Origin of the sequence: Dorea sp. 210702-DFI.3.125, assembly GCF_020560945.1 — a bacterium.
GTDB classification, from domain to species: Bacteria; Bacillota; Clostridia; order Lachnospirales; family Lachnospiraceae; genus Dorea; species Dorea formicigenerans.
Window position 1 is genome coordinate 81,886 of record NZ_JAJCNF010000001.1, and the last position, 15,942, is coordinate 97,827.

Below are 15,942 nucleotides of genomic sequence, written 5' to 3' on the forward strand. Positions count from 1 at the left end.
GAGGTCAGTATAGACAATGAAATGCAGGTATTGTAAGGCAGAAATACCAGAAGGGGAATTATATTGTAAAAAATGTGGGCGAGAGGTACAGATTGTACCAGATTACAATCCACTTGAAGAAATGTTAACGGCTCAGATCCAATTAGATGGCAATGAGCAGGAATCGGAGCTCGATCAATATATAAATCAAAAACGCAGAAATAATAACAGGACAGGACAATCTGCTGGCAGAAATACAGGAAGAAGTGCATCACGAACAACAGCGGCTATGACTGGAAGAAGAATGACCGGGAATACTACGGGGCAGATGCTAACTGAAAAGGAAAGAAGAAAACGGCAGAGCGCAAAAGCAGCAAGAAAGAAAGCTTTGCGCAGAAAAAGACGAATCGTCCTGCTTATTATGGCTGCAATCGTAGTATTAGCAGGTGCCGGATTCTATGTTGTATATCAGAATTCCTATAACGGGATTATGAAAAAAGCACAAAAAGCCGCGCAGTCAAAAGATTATACCACTGCAGAAGCTTATTATAAACAGGCAATTTCCAAAAATACTAAAAAAGCAGATGCTTACACAGGTCTTGCAGATGTTTATCAGTCACAGGATAAGACAGATGAAGGTACAACATTATTTGAAGAAGCAGTTAGCAAGCAATCTGGTAATGTTGAACTTTATAAAGCATGTATGGATTTTTATTTGAAATCAGATCAGAACATGGAAATTCCAGAACTTTTGGATTCTGTCAATGATTCCATGTTGGAGAAATTAAGCGATTATGTTGTAGATGAACCAAAGTTCAGTCTGGAGGATTCTACGACTTATGATGATGTCCAAAAATTACTTCTGACTGCAGATAAAGATACAATCTACTATACAACGGATGGTACAGATCCTGATCTGACAAGTACGAAGTACACTAGTGAAGGCATACAGATCAGCGAGGGTGAGACAACCATAAAAGCAATTGCTGTCAACAAAAAAGGGGTGCCGAGTGCAATCGGTAAGAAGACTTACACGGTAGAATTCCCTGTAGAAGATGCACCGGCGGTCTCCCCGTCAACAGGACAGTACGATGAAGCAGTTCAGATTGAAGTAAAAGTACCGGAGGGATATACTGCATATTACACGACAGACGGTACAGACCCGACAACAGCATCTACAAAATATACCGGGCCAATCGACATGCCAAAGGGAGAAACTCTTTTTAAAGTCGTACTTGTCAATGGAAAGGGGCGTATGAGTGGTATTACCACTAGAAATTATATGTATGATAACCAATAATTGTTATCTTATTATGTAAAAAAAGAAAAAATTACCAGAAAAATATTGCGTTAAATTATTATCAATGCTATAATGCAACTGTGATAAAAATTTAACGCAATTATTTTATGGAGGAGAAAAATCATGGCAAGATTTACATTACCAAGAGACATTTATCATGGAGAAGGAGCTTTAGAAGAGCTGAAGAACTTAAAAGGTAAAAAGGCAATCGTTGTTGTCGGTGGCGGCGCAATGAAACGCCAGGGATTCCTTGCAAAAGTTGAAGACTACTTGAAAGAAGCTGGAATGGAAGTTGCTCTTTTCGAAGGTGTAGAACCAGACCCGTCTGTTGAAACTGTAATGAAAGGTGCAAAGGCTATGCAGGAATTCGAGCCTGACTGGATCGTAGCTATGGGTGGTGGATCACCGATTGATGCAGCAAAAGCTATGTGGGCTTTCTATGAGTATCCGGAAATAACATTTGAAGATCTGATTACACCATTCAGTTTCCCGGAATTAAGACAGAAAGCAAAATTTGCAGCAATTCCTTCAACCTCCGGAACTGCAACTGAAGTAACAGCATTTTCTGTTATCACAGATTATGCAAAAGGAATCAAGTACCCTCTGGCAGATTTTAACATCACGCCAGATGTTGCAATTGTTGACCCGGCTCTTGTAGCTGAACTTCCTGTAAAGCAGGTTGCTTACACAGGTATGGATGCCTTGACACATGCGATTGAGGCATATGTATCTACATTGAACTGTCCATATACAGATCCGCTTGCACTCAAAGCAATCGAGATGGTATTTGATTATCTTCCGGCATCCTACAGATGCAATATGGAAGCAAGAGCAAAAATGCACGATGCACAGTGTCTGGCTGGAATGGCATTCTCTAATGCATTACTTGGAATCGTACATTCTATGGCTCATAAAACAGGAGCTGCATTCTCTACAGGACATATTACACATGGTCTTGCAAATGCAATGTATCTTCCATATGTAATCAAATATAATGCAAAAGATCCTGTAGCAGCTAAGAGATATGCTGAAATTGCAAGATTTGTAGGACTTGGTGGAGCATCTGAAAAAGCACTCATCAACAGTCTTTGTGAGAAGATCAATGAATTCAATGTTATCTTAAATATTCCGGCTACATTAAAGGATTTCGGAATCAAAGAAGATGAATTTAAAGAAAAAATTGCTACAATCTCTGAAAATGCTGTTGGAGATGCCTGTACAGGTTCTAATCCAAGAACAATTGATCCAGCTACAATGGAAAGACTGTTTACATGTATTTATTATGGAACAGAAGTTGATTTTTAATTAACAACAATGTTAAAAAAATAATTTTAATAAAATAATGATGAAACGGCAGGTATTATAATAATATTTGCCGTTTTTGGTGCGGTTTTCAGAATTTATTTAGAAATTAAATTCACAGCAAGTTACTTGATATTTTCATAACAATGTTGTATCATTATATAGATGATTATTATTATTCCCGGTATTTCAATGGGGGTTAGAATTAGGAGGAAGCAAGATGTATAAGATATTAAAAGCTGAAAAATTAGCTGACAAGATTTATCTTATGGATGTTGAGGCACCACGTGTTGCAAGACACTGCCAGCCTGGACAGTTCGTTATCGTTAAGATGGACGATAAGGGAGAACGTATCCCACTTACAATCTGTGACTATGACAGAGAAGCAGGTACTATTACAATCGTATTCCAGGAAGTCGGAGCATCTACTGTAAAGATGGCTGACTTAAAGGCCGGGGATTCATTCCGTGATTTCACTGGACCTCTTGGCTGTGCTTCAGAGCTCGTTGAAGAAGACATAGAAGACTTGAAAAAGAAAAAAATCTTATTCGTAGCAGGTGGAGTTGGAGCTGCTCCTGTATATCCACAGGTAAAATGGTTACATGAACACGGCGTAGCAGCAGATGTTATTGTCGGAGCAAAGACAAAAGATATGCTGATCCTTGAAGATGCTATGGAAGCTGTATCTGGTAACTATTACCCATGTACAGATGATGGTTCCTACGGACATGCCGGAATGGTTACAACAATGGTCGAAGAACTTGTAAATAATGGAAACAAATATGATGTATGTATTGCAATCGGTCCAATGATCATGATGAAATTTGTCTGTCTCCTTACAAAGAAACTGGAGATCCCGACAGTTGTCAGCATGAACCCAATCATGGTTGATGGTACAGGAATGTGCGGTGCCTGCCGTCTGATCGTTGGAGACGAAGTGAAATTCGCATGCGTAGACGGACCAGAGTTTGACGGACATCTCGTTGATTTTGATAACGCTATGAAGAGACAGCAGCTTTACAAGACAGAAGAAGGTCGTGCAATGCTGAAATTACAGGAAGGTGACACTCATCATGGTGGATGCGGAAACTGCGGAGGTGACAAATAATGGCAAATGTATTAGAGAGAGTTCCTGTAAGAGAACAGGATCCAAAAGTAAGAGCAACAAACTTCGAAGAAGTATGTTATGGATATAACAAAGAAGAAGCAATGGAAGAGGCACAGCGCTGTATCAACTGTAAGAATGCAAGATGTATTCAGGGCTGTCCTGTATCTATCAATATTCCAGGATTTATTAGTCATGTAAAAGAAGGTAATATTGAGGAAGCTTATAAAGTAATCGGAGAGTCCTCAGCACTTCCTGCTATCTGTGGCCGTGTATGTCCACAGGAGTCCCAGTGCGAGAGCAAATGTATCCGTGGAATCAAAGGTGACCCGATTTCAATCGGTAAACTTGAAAGATTCGTTGCTGATTACGCTCTTGAGCATGACATTAAACCTGCAAAACCTGAGAAGACAAATGGACATAAAGTTGCAGTTATCGGTTCTGGTCCGTCCGGACTTACATGCGCCGGAGACCTTGCAAAGCTTGGTTATGAAGTAACAGTATTTGAGGCACTTCATGAGCTTGGCGGAGTACTTGTATATGGTATTCCAGAGTTCCGTCTTCCAAAAGAGAAAGTCGTAAAGAAAGAAATCGAAAAAGTAAAAGAATTAGGTGTACATTTTGAGCCAAACGTAGTAATCGGTAAATCAACAACAATCGATCAGTTGATGGAAGAGGAAAACTTTGAAGCTGTATTCATCGGTTCCGGAGCAGGTCTTCCGATGTTCATGGGAATTCCGGGAGAGGCATCAAACGGAGTATTCTCTGCAAACGAGTATCTGACAAGAAGCAACCTTATGAAAGCTTTCGATGATTCTTATGATACACCGATTGCAGCAGGTAAGAAAGTTGCAGTTGTCGGTGGCGGTAACGTAGCAATGGATGCTGCCAGAACAGCACTTCGTCTTGGAGCAGAAGTACATGTAATCTACCGTCGTGGCGAGGAAGAACTTCCAGCCAGAGTTGAAGAAGTACATCATGCAAAAGAAGAGGGCGTTATATTTGATCTTCTTACAAATCCAAAAGAAATTCTTGCAGATGAGAATGACTGGGTAAAAGGAATGAAGGTTGTTAAGATGCAGCTTGGAGAGCCTGATGCATCAGGAAGACGACGTCCGGAAGAAATTCCAGGATCAGAGTACGAGATTGAACTTGATACAGTTATCATGTCTCTTGGAACATCTCCAAACCCATTGATCGCTTCTACAACAAAAGGTCTTGAGACAAACAAGAGAAAATGTATTGTTGCAGAAGAAGAAAATGGACAGACATCAAAAGCATGTGTATTCGCTGGCGGAGATGCTGTAACAGGAGCAGCAACAGTAATCCTTGCTATGGGTGCCGGAAAAGCCGGAGCAAAAGGAATTCATGAATTATTAAGCAACAAATAAATTCTTGAATGGGGACGTAGTAAAACTTTAAAATGCTACGTCTCCATCATTGATTAAGGGTGTCCCTTTTTTCATAAAAGGGGTGCCCTTAATTTATGAAGTTGACTTTTTTATTGACACTTCTAAATCTTTTGTATAAAATAATATTAGAATTAGTTGCGCCTAACCTCCGCAGATTAATTTAATACGGTTATTCTAGGATATCGAGATTCTGAATATAATACTAATAGATAATAAAAAGGAGTGTTTGATACATGACAATTTTCTGGGGACTAATGATACCGTTCATCGGAACAACTCTTGGGGCATTATGCGTATTATTTATAAAAAATGAATTAAAACCTGTGATTCAAAAGTCTTTACTTGGTTTTGCAGCGGGAGTTATGGTTGCGGCCTCTGTATGGTCACTTTTAATTCCAGCTATGGAAATGTCTGATCATCTGGGACAACTGGCATTTTTACCGGCTGCTGTTGGCTTTCTTGTCGGCATTGTATTTCTTCTTGCATTGGACCGCCTCATTCCACATCTGCATCTTGGGAGTGAAGAATCAGAAGGTCCTAAAGCTTCATTAAAGAAATCGACGATGCTGATCTTGGCAGTTACAATTCACAATATTCCGGAAGGAATATCTGGTGGCGCAGTATTTGCAGGACTTCTTATGAATAATTCAAAAGTGACACTTGCCGGAGCATTTGCACTGTCTATCGGCATAGCAATTCAAAATGTACCAGAAGGCTTTATTGTTTCACTGCCTGTCAGAAGTGAAAAAGGGCGGATAAAAGCTTTTTTATATGGTATGTTTTCTGGGATTGTGGAACCAATTGGTGGTGGTATAACAATTTTGCTTGCATCTAAAATTACACCTGTATTGCCGTATCTACTTGCATTTGCAGCAGGTGCTATGATTTATGTTGTAGTGGAAGAGTTAATTCCGGAATCATCTGAAGGAACCCATAGCAATGTCGGCACAATAGGTTTTTCGCTTGGGTTTGTATTAATGATGATATTAGATGTAGCGTTGGGCTAGAAAGCATAAAGATGAATAAAAGGAGAACATGTTCGATAAAGTAACATGTTCTCCTTTATTCTTTTAATTTATAAACTTACACTAGTTATGACGATTGATAACAGAATGTAAAAAATCTCATTTACTTGTGATAGGGTTCATGATTTATAATTCGATAACTGCGATATATCTGTTCCAATAAGATCACACGCATTAATTGGTGAGGAAACGTCATTTTTGAAAAGCTGAGTGCATAGTCTGAGCGTTTTAAAACTTCTTTGCCAAGACCAATAGAGCCGCCTATAATAAAAATAATATGACTGATGCCTTGAACGCCAAGCGTGTCGACTTTTTCGGAAAGTTCTTCAGAGGTCAGCATTTTGCCACGAATTTCTAATGTAATTACATATGAATCTTCTTTGACATATTTCAAAATGCGTTCGCCTTCTTTATCCCGGATTGCATTTTCAACAGTCTCGCTTGCGTGATCCGGCGTCTTTTCGTCAGCAACTTCGACAATCTCAAGCTTACAATAACGGCCGAGTCTCTTACTGTATTCTGCAATAGCATCTTTTAAATACTTTTCTTTTATTTTTCCAACGGTAATTAAAGTAATTTTCATAAATGTCTCCAGTCAAAAAATATCTTCCGTAAAAAATAGCTGGATATTATTCGTCCCAGCCCTCGTAAAACCGGATATTTACAGAAATGTTACGAATAAATTCCCCTTCTTTTAAGTCAATATCTTCCTCGTCAGATACATACGGGATGAATGGATCTTCTTCTGTAAGTTCCAGACTCAGCCAGTTTCTGGCGGCCTCATTGGCATCATCTATGGCATCATCTATCGTGTCACCTTCTCCGTAACAACATTCTAAATCAGGGAAATAGCCCTTGTATTTTCCATCTTTTTCTTCATGAAATACTGCTGGATATATAAATTTCATTTTTCTGTCCTTTCTAAACTCTTATAAGTCTTTTACATTATATCACGACTTGACAGGAATACAATAGCAAACACTTTTTAATTATTCTTTCATTTTTCTGTGATTCACTAAGTTATTCTGCACAAGATATGCTATGATATACTTATAATATTAAAATTGAATTCAGGAGGTTCTAGAACAATGACAAGAGCAGGCGAACGTAAGATTGCAAAAAAAGAACAGGTAAATGGCGGAGCAGGTCATGTGCTTATGGAGGCTCTTTTAAATGAAGAAGAACGAGGAGAGCATTGCCGTATATTTTCTCAGGTAACCATTGAGCCAGGCTGTGAACTTGGTTATCATGAGCATCATGGAGAAACTGAGACTTATTATGTACTTTCCGGCAGTGCGACTTATATGGACAACGATAAAGAATACGAGATCAAAACCGGCGATGTTACATTTTGCAAAGATGGAGACGGACATGGAATTAAGAATCACGGAACAGAACCAATTGTATTTGTAGCACTTGTATTAAAAAAATAAAAATCTTTTTATTTTATAAAGAGGTAATTACAGGAGGAAGCTTATGAAATTTTTATTTGCTTCAGATTCATTTAAAGGGAGTTTATCTTCGCAAAAGACAGCAGAACTTCTGGCAAAAGCAGCCCGGGAGATATTTCCGGACTGTCAATGTGACAGCATTGTCGTTGCAGACGGTGGCGAAGGTACAACAGCAGCAGTACTTGCGGCTACAAATGGAAAAAACTTACCTGTGCAAGTTCATGGACCTCTCTGGGAGGATATTACAAGTAATTATGGCATGCTGGATGAAAATCGTGCAGTAATGGAAATGGCTGCAGCTTCCGGACTGCCTCTCGTTCCAGAAGAGAAAAGAGATCCACGCTATACTACATCTTATGGAACTGGAGAAATGATTGCAGATGCTCTTAGAAGAGGATTCCGGGATATATCCATAGCCATCGGCGGCTCTGCTACAAACGATGGTGGAATCGGCTGTATACGCGCCCTGGGTGGAAAATTTTTAGATGAGAATAATCAGGAATTAAAGGGGTGCGGCGAGGATTTGATGAAAATTAGAAAGATAGATCTTTCTGGACTGAATCCATTGATAAAAGAATGTAAATTCACGGTAATGTGTGATGTCACAAATCCGCTTTGCGGAAAAGACGGAGCTACTTATACATTTGGCAGACAGAAAGGTGCAACCCCTGAGATTCAAAATGATTTGGAAGCTGGTATGTGTAATTACCGGGACATTATTAAAGAGCAATTTGATCTGGATATGGATAATATACCGGGTTCCGGAGCAGCTGGTGGTCTCGGGACTGCTCTTATGGTATTTTTAAACGGAACATTGAAATCTGGAATTGAGACGGTACTTGATCTTGTGGATTTCGATGAACATCTGAAAGATGTCGATATTGTCGTAACCGGAGAAGGTGCTACAGACTGGCAGTCTGTATTTGGCAAAGTCATGCAGGGAGTTGGTGTACACTGCAAAAAGCGCCATATACCAGCTGTAGCGATTGTCGGAAGTATGGGAAGCGGTGCAGAAGATATCTTCGATTATGGAATTGAATCTATTATCACAACGGTAAATAATATTATGCCTCTGTCTGATGCTTTAAATCATGCTGAAGAATTATATCTTGGTGCAGCTAGACGAATGTTCCGGCTCTTAAAAGCAGGAATGCAGATGCGTTAACAAATAAATTGTTATATTTTATGATATTCTTGAATGAACTTGATCATCTTACGAACGGCAGTACTCTTTGCAGTGCTGCCATTCGTGACTAAATAAATTCTCCGAAGGGGCAGTTTTTCTTCCAACGGAATCTGATATACATCACCTTTGGTCAAAGCTAGTTCAGCCATTTTCTTAGGATAAAAACCGATTCCAAGGTTATGAGTGATCAAAGGAAGCATCTGATCGGTTGTTGCGGTCTCCATATCCGGTGCAAAGGAAAGTCCCTGTTCCAGAAAAAAACTGTTATATAATTCTCTTGTACTGCTATTTTCATCAAGACTAATAAATGGAAGAGAAGCAATATCTTCAAGCTTCTGGGTATGTTCTGCAAGCTTTTTGTATTTTCTCCCTCCGATTAGTATTTCGCGGTAAGAGGCAAGAGGTATTTTCTCCAGTGGACTTTTGATGTCAAGTGGTGTTGTCACCGCAGCAAAATCCACAATATCACTTGTTAATGCCTGAATTGCCTGTGGCGTCGAATGATTCGAAATACGAAGTCTGACATGCGGATATTGTTCATGAAATTTTTCAAGTCTTGAAAGTAGTACCAGTCTCAGCGCGTTTTCGCTGGCACCGATGGATACTAATCCATTCTCCAGTTCACCATTCTGACGGATTTCTTCTTCGCCAATCTGTAACTGTTCATATGCAATTGCTACATGCTCATATAATTTCTTCCCCTCTGGTGTTAACGAAATACCACGGTTAGACCGTAGGAAAAGAGTGCATTTTAATTCTTGCTCCAGGATATTCATGCAGCGTGTAATATTGGGCTGATTGTTGCCAAGCATTTTTGCTGCTTTTGTAAAGCTCTTATAACGTGCTACAAAATAAAATATGCGGTAATAATCGTAAGTAATCATATCTAATCCTCTCATTCCAAATTGATATATCCATGATACTAAATATATCTTTTACATTTTAACGTAAGACAACTATAATATATAGCAGATAAAAAATCAATAAGAAAAGAGATGAATAAAAATGGCAACCATATTTCCAAGAGAAGAAAAAGCAGAATACTTATTTGACAAAATTCTGGAAAATCCGCAGGCATGCGAACGGTTGATGGAAACATTTTATGAATCAGTAGAATCTGACGGCGAATATTCAGGAGAAGTATTGCCGCCGGAGAAATTTGCAAAAGCTTTATTTGACGCTTATAAGAATAAAGATCTGACCGCTTTCCTTCTGGCAATCTGTCAGCACAGCATGTTCGATCTTCTTAGAAATGCATACCTTGTTCCGTTTCGTTTTAATGCTGACGGACATACCAATCCTTATATTTTAACGGATGGATTCGGCAATCTGTTAAATGATTGCAAGAAAGCTGTACCTGACAAAATGTATCATAAATTCCAAAAAGTCTACGCACAAAATGATGATGTGAAAATGTATCTGGCAGAAGGATATCGAAAAAGGCATTGTTATGATGAAGTGACTATGGAAGTAAAAGATTATCGAATGGGAGAGCAGTTAGGTGTTTTGCTTGTATATGAACTGCCGGATACTATCAAAATGAAAGAGACTGAAGCTCAGTCTTATGTCGCCGTTATGGATCTGGTTATGCAATTGCAGGAAGAATTGCCAAAATCCATTGTTTATTATGGACAAGAATGTCTTGAAGAAAAAGGCGAGCATTTTGATGAACTTGGAGTTTTTCTTCCATTTACACATTTTTCAGAACGACTGGAAAAACATATTGAGACAGCGAAGAAGATTGTTTATCAATATAAAGAATAATTTGTTATATAATCTATAAGAAAGAGGAACTATTCACTTGAAAATGAACGGTTCCTCTTTTAGTTCAGTTGAGAAGACTCCCAATTATATAAGTGACAAGTGAACTTATATAATTGAGAGTCGAATCTTTGAATTTACGTGCAATAACGAAATGTTTTATCTGTCAAAATCCTTGCAAAAATCAATCCAAGCGGCAATGCAAGTATGATCATAAATGCGGCAGCGAACCACTCTGCTGATGTATGCAGGGACATGATTCCCAGATTATAAATAGCACGGTACAAATAAAGGCCAGGTACCATAATTACTATAGAAGGTACCGTTACGGATATTCTTGGAAATCCCGCAACATTTTTAATCATAGAAGCAAGAATTCCTGCGACAAGCGCGCCGATAAATGCAGCAGCAGCTGGGGGCATATTTGCAAGGTCCACCATTTCCAGACGAAGAGTATTGGCAACTGCTCCGATACATCCGGCTGTAGCTGCCAGTTTTCTTGGACTGTTAAACATAACAGAGAATCCGAAAACTCCACAAAAGCTTGCTGCCAGTCGGAAGAGAATTTGTACCGGGACTTGCAAATTTAATGTTAGAAAATCCACCGGCTGCAATTTTAAGACAAGTGCCATAATCCAGGCAGTCATTGTTGCAACAGTGATAATAATGATTGCATAAGTTAATCGTTCCAGACCTGATCTCATATCCAATTTTGCAAGGTCAATACCGCTGGTAATGAATGGGAATCCTGGAATGATAAATAACATAGAACAAATATATCCTGCTTCATGTTGTTCTGACACCCCGAGTATCAGTTTCATCACTTCAAATAATCCCGCATAGACCAGACAGGCTGATGTTACAGAAGCGAAGATACATAAAAATAGTGTAAAATGATGCTTCCCCAGTTTGCATCGGACAAAATTCCCGATACCGGCACCTGCAAATGCACAAAACATTTCTACCGGTCCGCCTCCAAGTAAAAAGGTAAATGCGCCACAGGCAAGTGCGGCTGCAAAACCAAGTGCGGTCGGAGAGTAGAGACCATGTATTTTTTCAATCTGATCCAGATGAGAATGTAATTCCTCACCAGTCATGTATACACCTTCGGATGAAAATTTATTAATAAACTGTTCCAGACGATTCAGTTTTGATGTGTTTACTCCTGTATTTGTAAGACATAAGGACTGAGAGTAACATTCCTCTCCATCGAAACAGGTGTATTCAATAGACATTAATCCGATGTCTGCAGTACAAGTCAACCCCAACTGTTCTGCGAGTGTATTCATAGATTGTCTGACACGCCAGGCTCCGGTTCCACATGACAGAAGCATAAGACCTGTCCGTCCAATCACAGAAGATTTTTCAATAATTCCGGCACTTGTAATCGGGATATCATCAATTGCTTCTGCATAATCATGCCATAAAATTTCCATGTGATTTTTGTGGATCACTTGCATATAAATCACTTCTTTCTTCACTGAACTGACCATATCGTCAGCTTAGTATAAATATTTTTGCAGCCATATAAATTATGTATGTTTGATATTTTAATTATACATATATAGCATATTATGTTCAGCTTTAGTATAGTCTTTATTTCTTGTTTGTCAATAATTACTTACTGTCTTGTCACATGTAAAAACATGTGCTATAATTGTCTGCAATGAAATTTCAGATCATATGGGAGGAAAAACATATGACAATTGTAGAAGAAATACAAAAACTAAAACAAGAAAAAAATGCAGTGATCCTGGCTCATTATTATGTCAGACCTGAAGTTCAGGATATTGCAGATTACATAGGAGATTCTTTCTATCTAAGCCGTGTCGCAACAGAGCTTTCTGAGAGTACGATTGTATTTTGCGGCGTTTCTTTTATGGGCGAGAGCGCAAAGATCTTAAATCCGGACAAAACTGTTCTGATGCCGGATCCGGCTGCTGACTGCCCGATGGCACATATGGCAGATGTAGAATCCATTAAAAAAATCCGCGAAGAGTATAAAGATGTAGCAGTGGTCTGCTATATTAATTCTACAGCAGCTTTAAAAGAATATTCCGATGTATGTGTAACGTCAGCAAATGCTGTCAAGATAGTAAAAGCGTTACCGAATAAGAATATCTACTTTATTCCGGACCGGAATCTGGCTCATTTTGTAGCAGATCAAGTTCCAGAGAAACATTTTATCTATAATGAAGGATTCTGTCCGACACATGAGCGTATGGAAGCTGATGAAGTCCGCGAAGCAAAAGAAGAACACCCGGATGCACTGGTGTTATCTCACCCGGAATGTAATACAGAAGTATTAAAATTATCCGATTATATAGGAAGTACTTCAGGAATTATTAAATATGCAACGGAAAGTCCATGTAATGAATTTATCATCTGTACAGAAGAGGGTGTACACTATAAACTCGTTCAGAATAATCCGAATAAACATTTTTACTATCCGAAGACTGTTCCGGTATGTCCGAACATGAAAAAGAATACTTTGGAAAAAGTGCTTCATGTATTAAAGACCGGCAAGAACGAAGTTCATGTCAGTGACAGCCTTCGTGAAAATTCAAAAAAACCTCTGGAACGTATGTTAGAGCTTGGAAAGTAGGCATTTGAATATGAATCAAACAGATAATATGAAAAATGTAAGTAATAGTAAGGAAAATAATTTGCAAGCCGATGTGGTCATTGTCGGCACAGGCGTAGGCGGCTGCTTTTCAGCCCTGAATCTGTCCGAAGATTTATCCATTATTATGATTACAAAATCAGATCTTGAAAGCAGCGATTCATTTCTCGCACAAGGAGGAATCTGTGTGTTACATGATGACGATGATTATGACAGTTATTTCGAAGACACAATGCGGGCTGGTCATTATGAAAACAGGAAAGAGTCTGTAGATATTATGATCCGCGGTTCACAGGATGTAATTCATGATCTGATCGGGTATGGTGTGGATTTTGCAAAGGAAGATGGTAAACTTCTGTACACAAGAGAAGGCGCCCATTCCAGGCCTCGAATTCTGTTTCATGAAGATATTACTGGTAAAGAAATCACAAGTAAGCTTCTTGCACAGATAAAGACACGTAAAAATATCCAGATTATGGAATATACGACGATGACTGACATCCTTATTTCCAAAGGGGCATGTGCCGGGATTGAGGCTGAAACATCTGATCATAAAAAGATTTATATCCACGCTGATCAGACTATTTTTGCAAGCGGCGGTATCGGAGGTCGTTATAAGCATTCTACAAACTTTCCGCATTTAACTGGAGATGCCATTGATATTGCAAAAAAGCATGGCATCAGACTGGAACATTTAGATTATGTACAGATCCATCCAACAACACTTTATTCTAAAAAGCCGGGACGCAGATTTTTGATTTCCGAATCTGTGCGTGGTGAAGGCGCTCTTCTGTATGATAAAAACGGAAATCGATTTATAGATGAACTGCTCCCAAGAGATGTTGTCACAAAAGCCATTCAGGAACAGATGAAGAAGGATGGGACAGATCATGTGTGGCTGTCATTAGAAAAGATTCCAAAGGAAATAATCCTAAGTCATTTTCCGAATATCTACCAGCATTGCCTGGAAGAAGGTTATGATGCGACAAAAGAGTGGATTCCAGTCGTGCCGGCTCAGCATTACTTTATGGGGGGAATCTGGGTTGACTCCGATAGTCATACATCTATGCCAAATTTATATGCAGTAGGAGAGACAAGTTGCAACGGTGTTCATGGAAAGAACCGACTTGCAAGCAATTCTCTTTTGGAGAGTCTTGTATTTGCTAAAAGAGCTGCCAGGAAAATCATGTCTGAAAAACAGATGAATAAGGCAACCGCATAAAACAGTAATAAAATGCTATAAAAAAGGAGATTTTCAAAGAGTCATGAATACAATTACAATGAAACTACAGGCTGACCATCTCATCGAAGAAGCCTTAAGAGAAGATATATCCAGCGAAGATGTAACCACAAATTCAGTCATGAAAGAAGCTGTTCAAGGAGAAGTAAATCTTATCTGCAAGCAAGACGGTATTATTGCAGGACTGGAAGTATTTAAACGAGTATTCGAATTGCTGGATGCTAATACAAAGATTGAATTTTATAAAAAAGATGGCGACGCAGTAAAAAGCGGGGAACTTCTGGGTGTTGTTACAGGCGATATCCGTGTACTGTTATCTGGAGAAAGAGTGGCACTGAATTATCTGCAACGCATGAGTGGAATTGCCACATACACGAATTCTGTTGCAAAATTGCTTGCTGGAACTAAAACGAAACTTTTGGATACAAGAAAAACAACTCCGAATATGCGTATTTTCGAAAAATATGCAGTTCGCGTCGGAGGCGGATATAATCACCGCTATAATCTATCTGATGGCGTCCTTTTGAAGGATAATCATATTGGTGCAGCCGGAAGCGTCACAAAAGCAATACAGATGGCAAAGGATTATGCACCGTTTGTTCGGAAAATCGAGGTGGAAGTAGAAAATCTTGACATGGTAAAGGAAGCGGTAGAAGCAGGTGCAGACATCATTATGTTAGACAACATGTCTTATGACGAGATGAAAGAAGCTTTATTAATCATTGATGGACATGCCGAGACAGAATGTTCCGGAAATGTTACAAAGGAAAATATTGAAAAACTGACCGGACTTGGTGTGGATTATATTTCCAGTGGAGCACTGACCCATTCTGCACCGATTCTTGATATTTCCTTAAAAGGACTTCATGTAATATAAGTCCATGCATACTGTTGCTGTTGACTAACATTTATTTCTCGCTCTACAATAAGAAAAAAGCAAAGAAGGTGCGAGTATGCAGGCTTTGTCAACAGCAGCACCCGGTAAAGTATATACCATCAAATGGATGTTCGGCCTTCCGGAGGTTCTGGATATCATCCGTAACTGTCAGATTGAGGAGGGCAGTGAAATCCGGGTCTTTGAAAAGTTCAATGGTGGTCTGATTATCGGGAACAAACACAAAAGAATCGCAATTAGCGATGATGCGGCGGCAAGAATACAAGTTTAAAGTTGTATCAGTTGAATTTATGATACTATTAAAAAGGTATTTGTCGTAAGAAAAAAGAAGTATGAGAATCCATTTAAGGTGTTTCATGCTTCTTTTTCTTATATCTGAACAGCATTTTTATCATTTACATATGCAGATATCAGGGGAAAATCTAAATTATGATATCATATATTTTGAGGATAGCCGTATTACTTTTATTTGAATTTGTCAATAGTTTAACAAATATTTTTTGTATAAAATTACATACAAAACACATGAATTGTACTCTCTAAAATGCAATTTCTCGGTGAAATTGCACAAAATCAAGTACAAGCGCTTTTTGATTAATTGTACTCATTTAAATACTTGCAATCGAAAAAAACCGATGCTATACTGTGCCCGTAAAAAGAAAT

16 protein-coding genes are annotated in these 15,942 nt (G+C 38.8%); 12 read left to right on the forward strand and 4 right to left on the reverse strand.

Going from position 1 to position 15,942, the window contains the following annotated elements; translation table 11 throughout:
- Positions 1 to 16 precede the first annotated feature (16 nt).
- The 5 genes from LI164_RS00370 (at position 17) to LI164_RS00390 (ending at position 6,105) form a co-directional block, all read left to right on the forward strand.
- Positions 17 to 1,279 (forward strand): chitobiase/beta-hexosaminidase C-terminal domain-containing protein, encoded by a 1,263-nt coding sequence (locus tag LI164_RS00370; protein WP_005332635.1) that lies wholly within the window; start codon positions 17 to 19, stop codon positions 1,277 to 1,279.
- A gap of 123 nt (positions 1,280 to 1,402) precedes the next feature.
- Positions 1,403 to 2,584, forward strand: coding sequence for an iron-containing alcohol dehydrogenase (locus LI164_RS00375; protein WP_005332637.1), 1,182 nt, complete (start codon positions 1,403 to 1,405; stop codon positions 2,582 to 2,584).
- 217 nt (positions 2,585 to 2,801) lie between these two features.
- Positions 2,802 to 3,689 (forward strand): sulfide/dihydroorotate dehydrogenase-like FAD/NAD-binding protein, encoded by an 888-nt coding sequence (locus tag LI164_RS00380; protein ID WP_005332642.1) that lies wholly within the window; start codon positions 2,802 to 2,804, stop codon positions 3,687 to 3,689.
- A complete protein-coding gene (gene gltA, locus LI164_RS00385; RefSeq protein ID WP_005332643.1) occupies positions 3,689 to 5,077 on the forward strand; it encodes an NADPH-dependent glutamate synthase in 1,389 nt (462 codons plus the stop codon). Before LI164_RS00380 ends, gltA begins: the two co-directional genes overlap by 1 nt.
- A 254-nt stretch (positions 5,078 to 5,331) precedes the next feature.
- Positions 5,332 to 6,105, forward strand: coding sequence for a ZIP family metal transporter (locus LI164_RS00390; protein ID WP_005332644.1), 774 nt, complete (start codon positions 5,332 to 5,334; stop codon positions 6,103 to 6,105).
- A gap of 121 nt (positions 6,106 to 6,226) precedes the next feature.
- Here the strand turns inward: LI164_RS00390 and rlmH are convergent, their stop codons facing one another.
- Together rlmH and LI164_RS00400 are read right to left on the reverse strand one after the other, a co-directional pair.
- Entirely contained in the window at positions 6,227 to 6,706 is a 480-nt protein-coding gene (gene rlmH, locus LI164_RS00395; protein ID WP_005332645.1) for a 23S rRNA (pseudouridine(1915)-N(3))-methyltransferase RlmH, read from the reverse strand.
- A gap of 46 nt (positions 6,707 to 6,752) precedes the next feature.
- A complete protein-coding gene (locus LI164_RS00400; RefSeq protein WP_005332646.1) occupies positions 6,753 to 7,031 on the reverse strand; it encodes a type II toxin-antitoxin system HicB family antitoxin in 279 nt (92 codons plus the stop codon).
- Between the two features lie 180 nt (positions 7,032 to 7,211).
- Here LI164_RS00400 and LI164_RS00405 point away from each other — a divergent pair, with 180 nt between their 5' ends.
- The gene (locus tag LI164_RS00405; protein WP_005332647.1) at positions 7,212 to 7,556 is read left to right on the forward strand and encodes a cupin domain-containing protein; all 345 of its coding nucleotides are present in this window, start codon (positions 7,212 to 7,214) and stop codon (positions 7,554 to 7,556) included.
- Between the two features lie 43 nt (positions 7,557 to 7,599).
- Complete coding sequence (locus LI164_RS00410) at positions 7,600 to 8,739, forward strand: glycerate kinase (protein WP_005332648.1); 1,140 nt, start codon at positions 7,600 to 7,602, stop codon at positions 8,737 to 8,739.
- A gap of 11 nt (positions 8,740 to 8,750) precedes the next feature.
- Here the strand turns inward: LI164_RS00410 and LI164_RS00415 are convergent, their stop codons facing one another.
- The gene (locus LI164_RS00415; RefSeq protein ID WP_040015441.1) at positions 8,751 to 9,644 is read right to left on the reverse strand and encodes a LysR family transcriptional regulator; all 894 of its coding nucleotides are present in this window, start codon (positions 9,642 to 9,644) and stop codon (positions 8,751 to 8,753) included.
- Between the two features lie 121 nt (positions 9,645 to 9,765).
- Between LI164_RS00415 and LI164_RS00420 the strand changes: the two genes are divergently transcribed.
- Positions 9,766 to 10,524 carry a DUF4866 domain-containing protein gene (locus LI164_RS00420; RefSeq protein WP_005332651.1) on the forward strand — a complete coding sequence of 253 codons (759 nt, stop codon included), beginning with the start codon at positions 9,766 to 9,768 and terminating at the stop codon, positions 10,522 to 10,524.
- 134 nt (positions 10,525 to 10,658) lie between these two features.
- Here the strand turns inward: LI164_RS00420 and LI164_RS00425 are convergent, their stop codons facing one another.
- Complete coding sequence (locus LI164_RS00425; RefSeq protein ID WP_005332652.1) at positions 10,659 to 12,014, reverse strand: threonine/serine exporter ThrE family protein; 1,356 nt, start codon at positions 12,012 to 12,014, stop codon at positions 10,659 to 10,661.
- Positions 12,015 to 12,220: 206 nt separating this feature from the next.
- On the opposite strand from LI164_RS00425, the gene nadA reads away from it, so the two are divergent.
- The 4 genes from nadA (at position 12,221) to LI164_RS00445 (ending at position 15,550) form a co-directional block, all read left to right on the forward strand.
- Positions 12,221 to 13,126: a quinolinate synthase NadA gene (gene nadA / locus LI164_RS00430; RefSeq protein ID WP_040015442.1), complete on the forward strand. Its 906-nt coding sequence runs from the start codon at positions 12,221 to 12,223 to the stop codon at positions 13,124 to 13,126.
- A 10-nt stretch (positions 13,127 to 13,136) separates the two neighbouring features.
- A complete protein-coding gene (locus LI164_RS00435; RefSeq protein ID WP_005332656.1) occupies positions 13,137 to 14,366 on the forward strand; it encodes an L-aspartate oxidase in 1,230 nt (409 codons plus the stop codon).
- A 43-nt stretch (positions 14,367 to 14,409) separates the two neighbouring features.
- Positions 14,410 to 15,261, forward strand: coding sequence for a carboxylating nicotinate-nucleotide diphosphorylase (gene nadC, locus LI164_RS00440; RefSeq protein ID WP_005332663.1), 852 nt, complete (start codon positions 14,410 to 14,412; stop codon positions 15,259 to 15,261).
- Positions 15,262 to 15,337: 76 nt separating this feature from the next.
- Complete coding sequence (locus LI164_RS00445; protein WP_005332670.1) at positions 15,338 to 15,550, forward strand: FeoA domain-containing protein; 213 nt, start codon at positions 15,338 to 15,340, stop codon at positions 15,548 to 15,550.
- Positions 15,551 to 15,942: the final 392 nt, after the last annotated feature.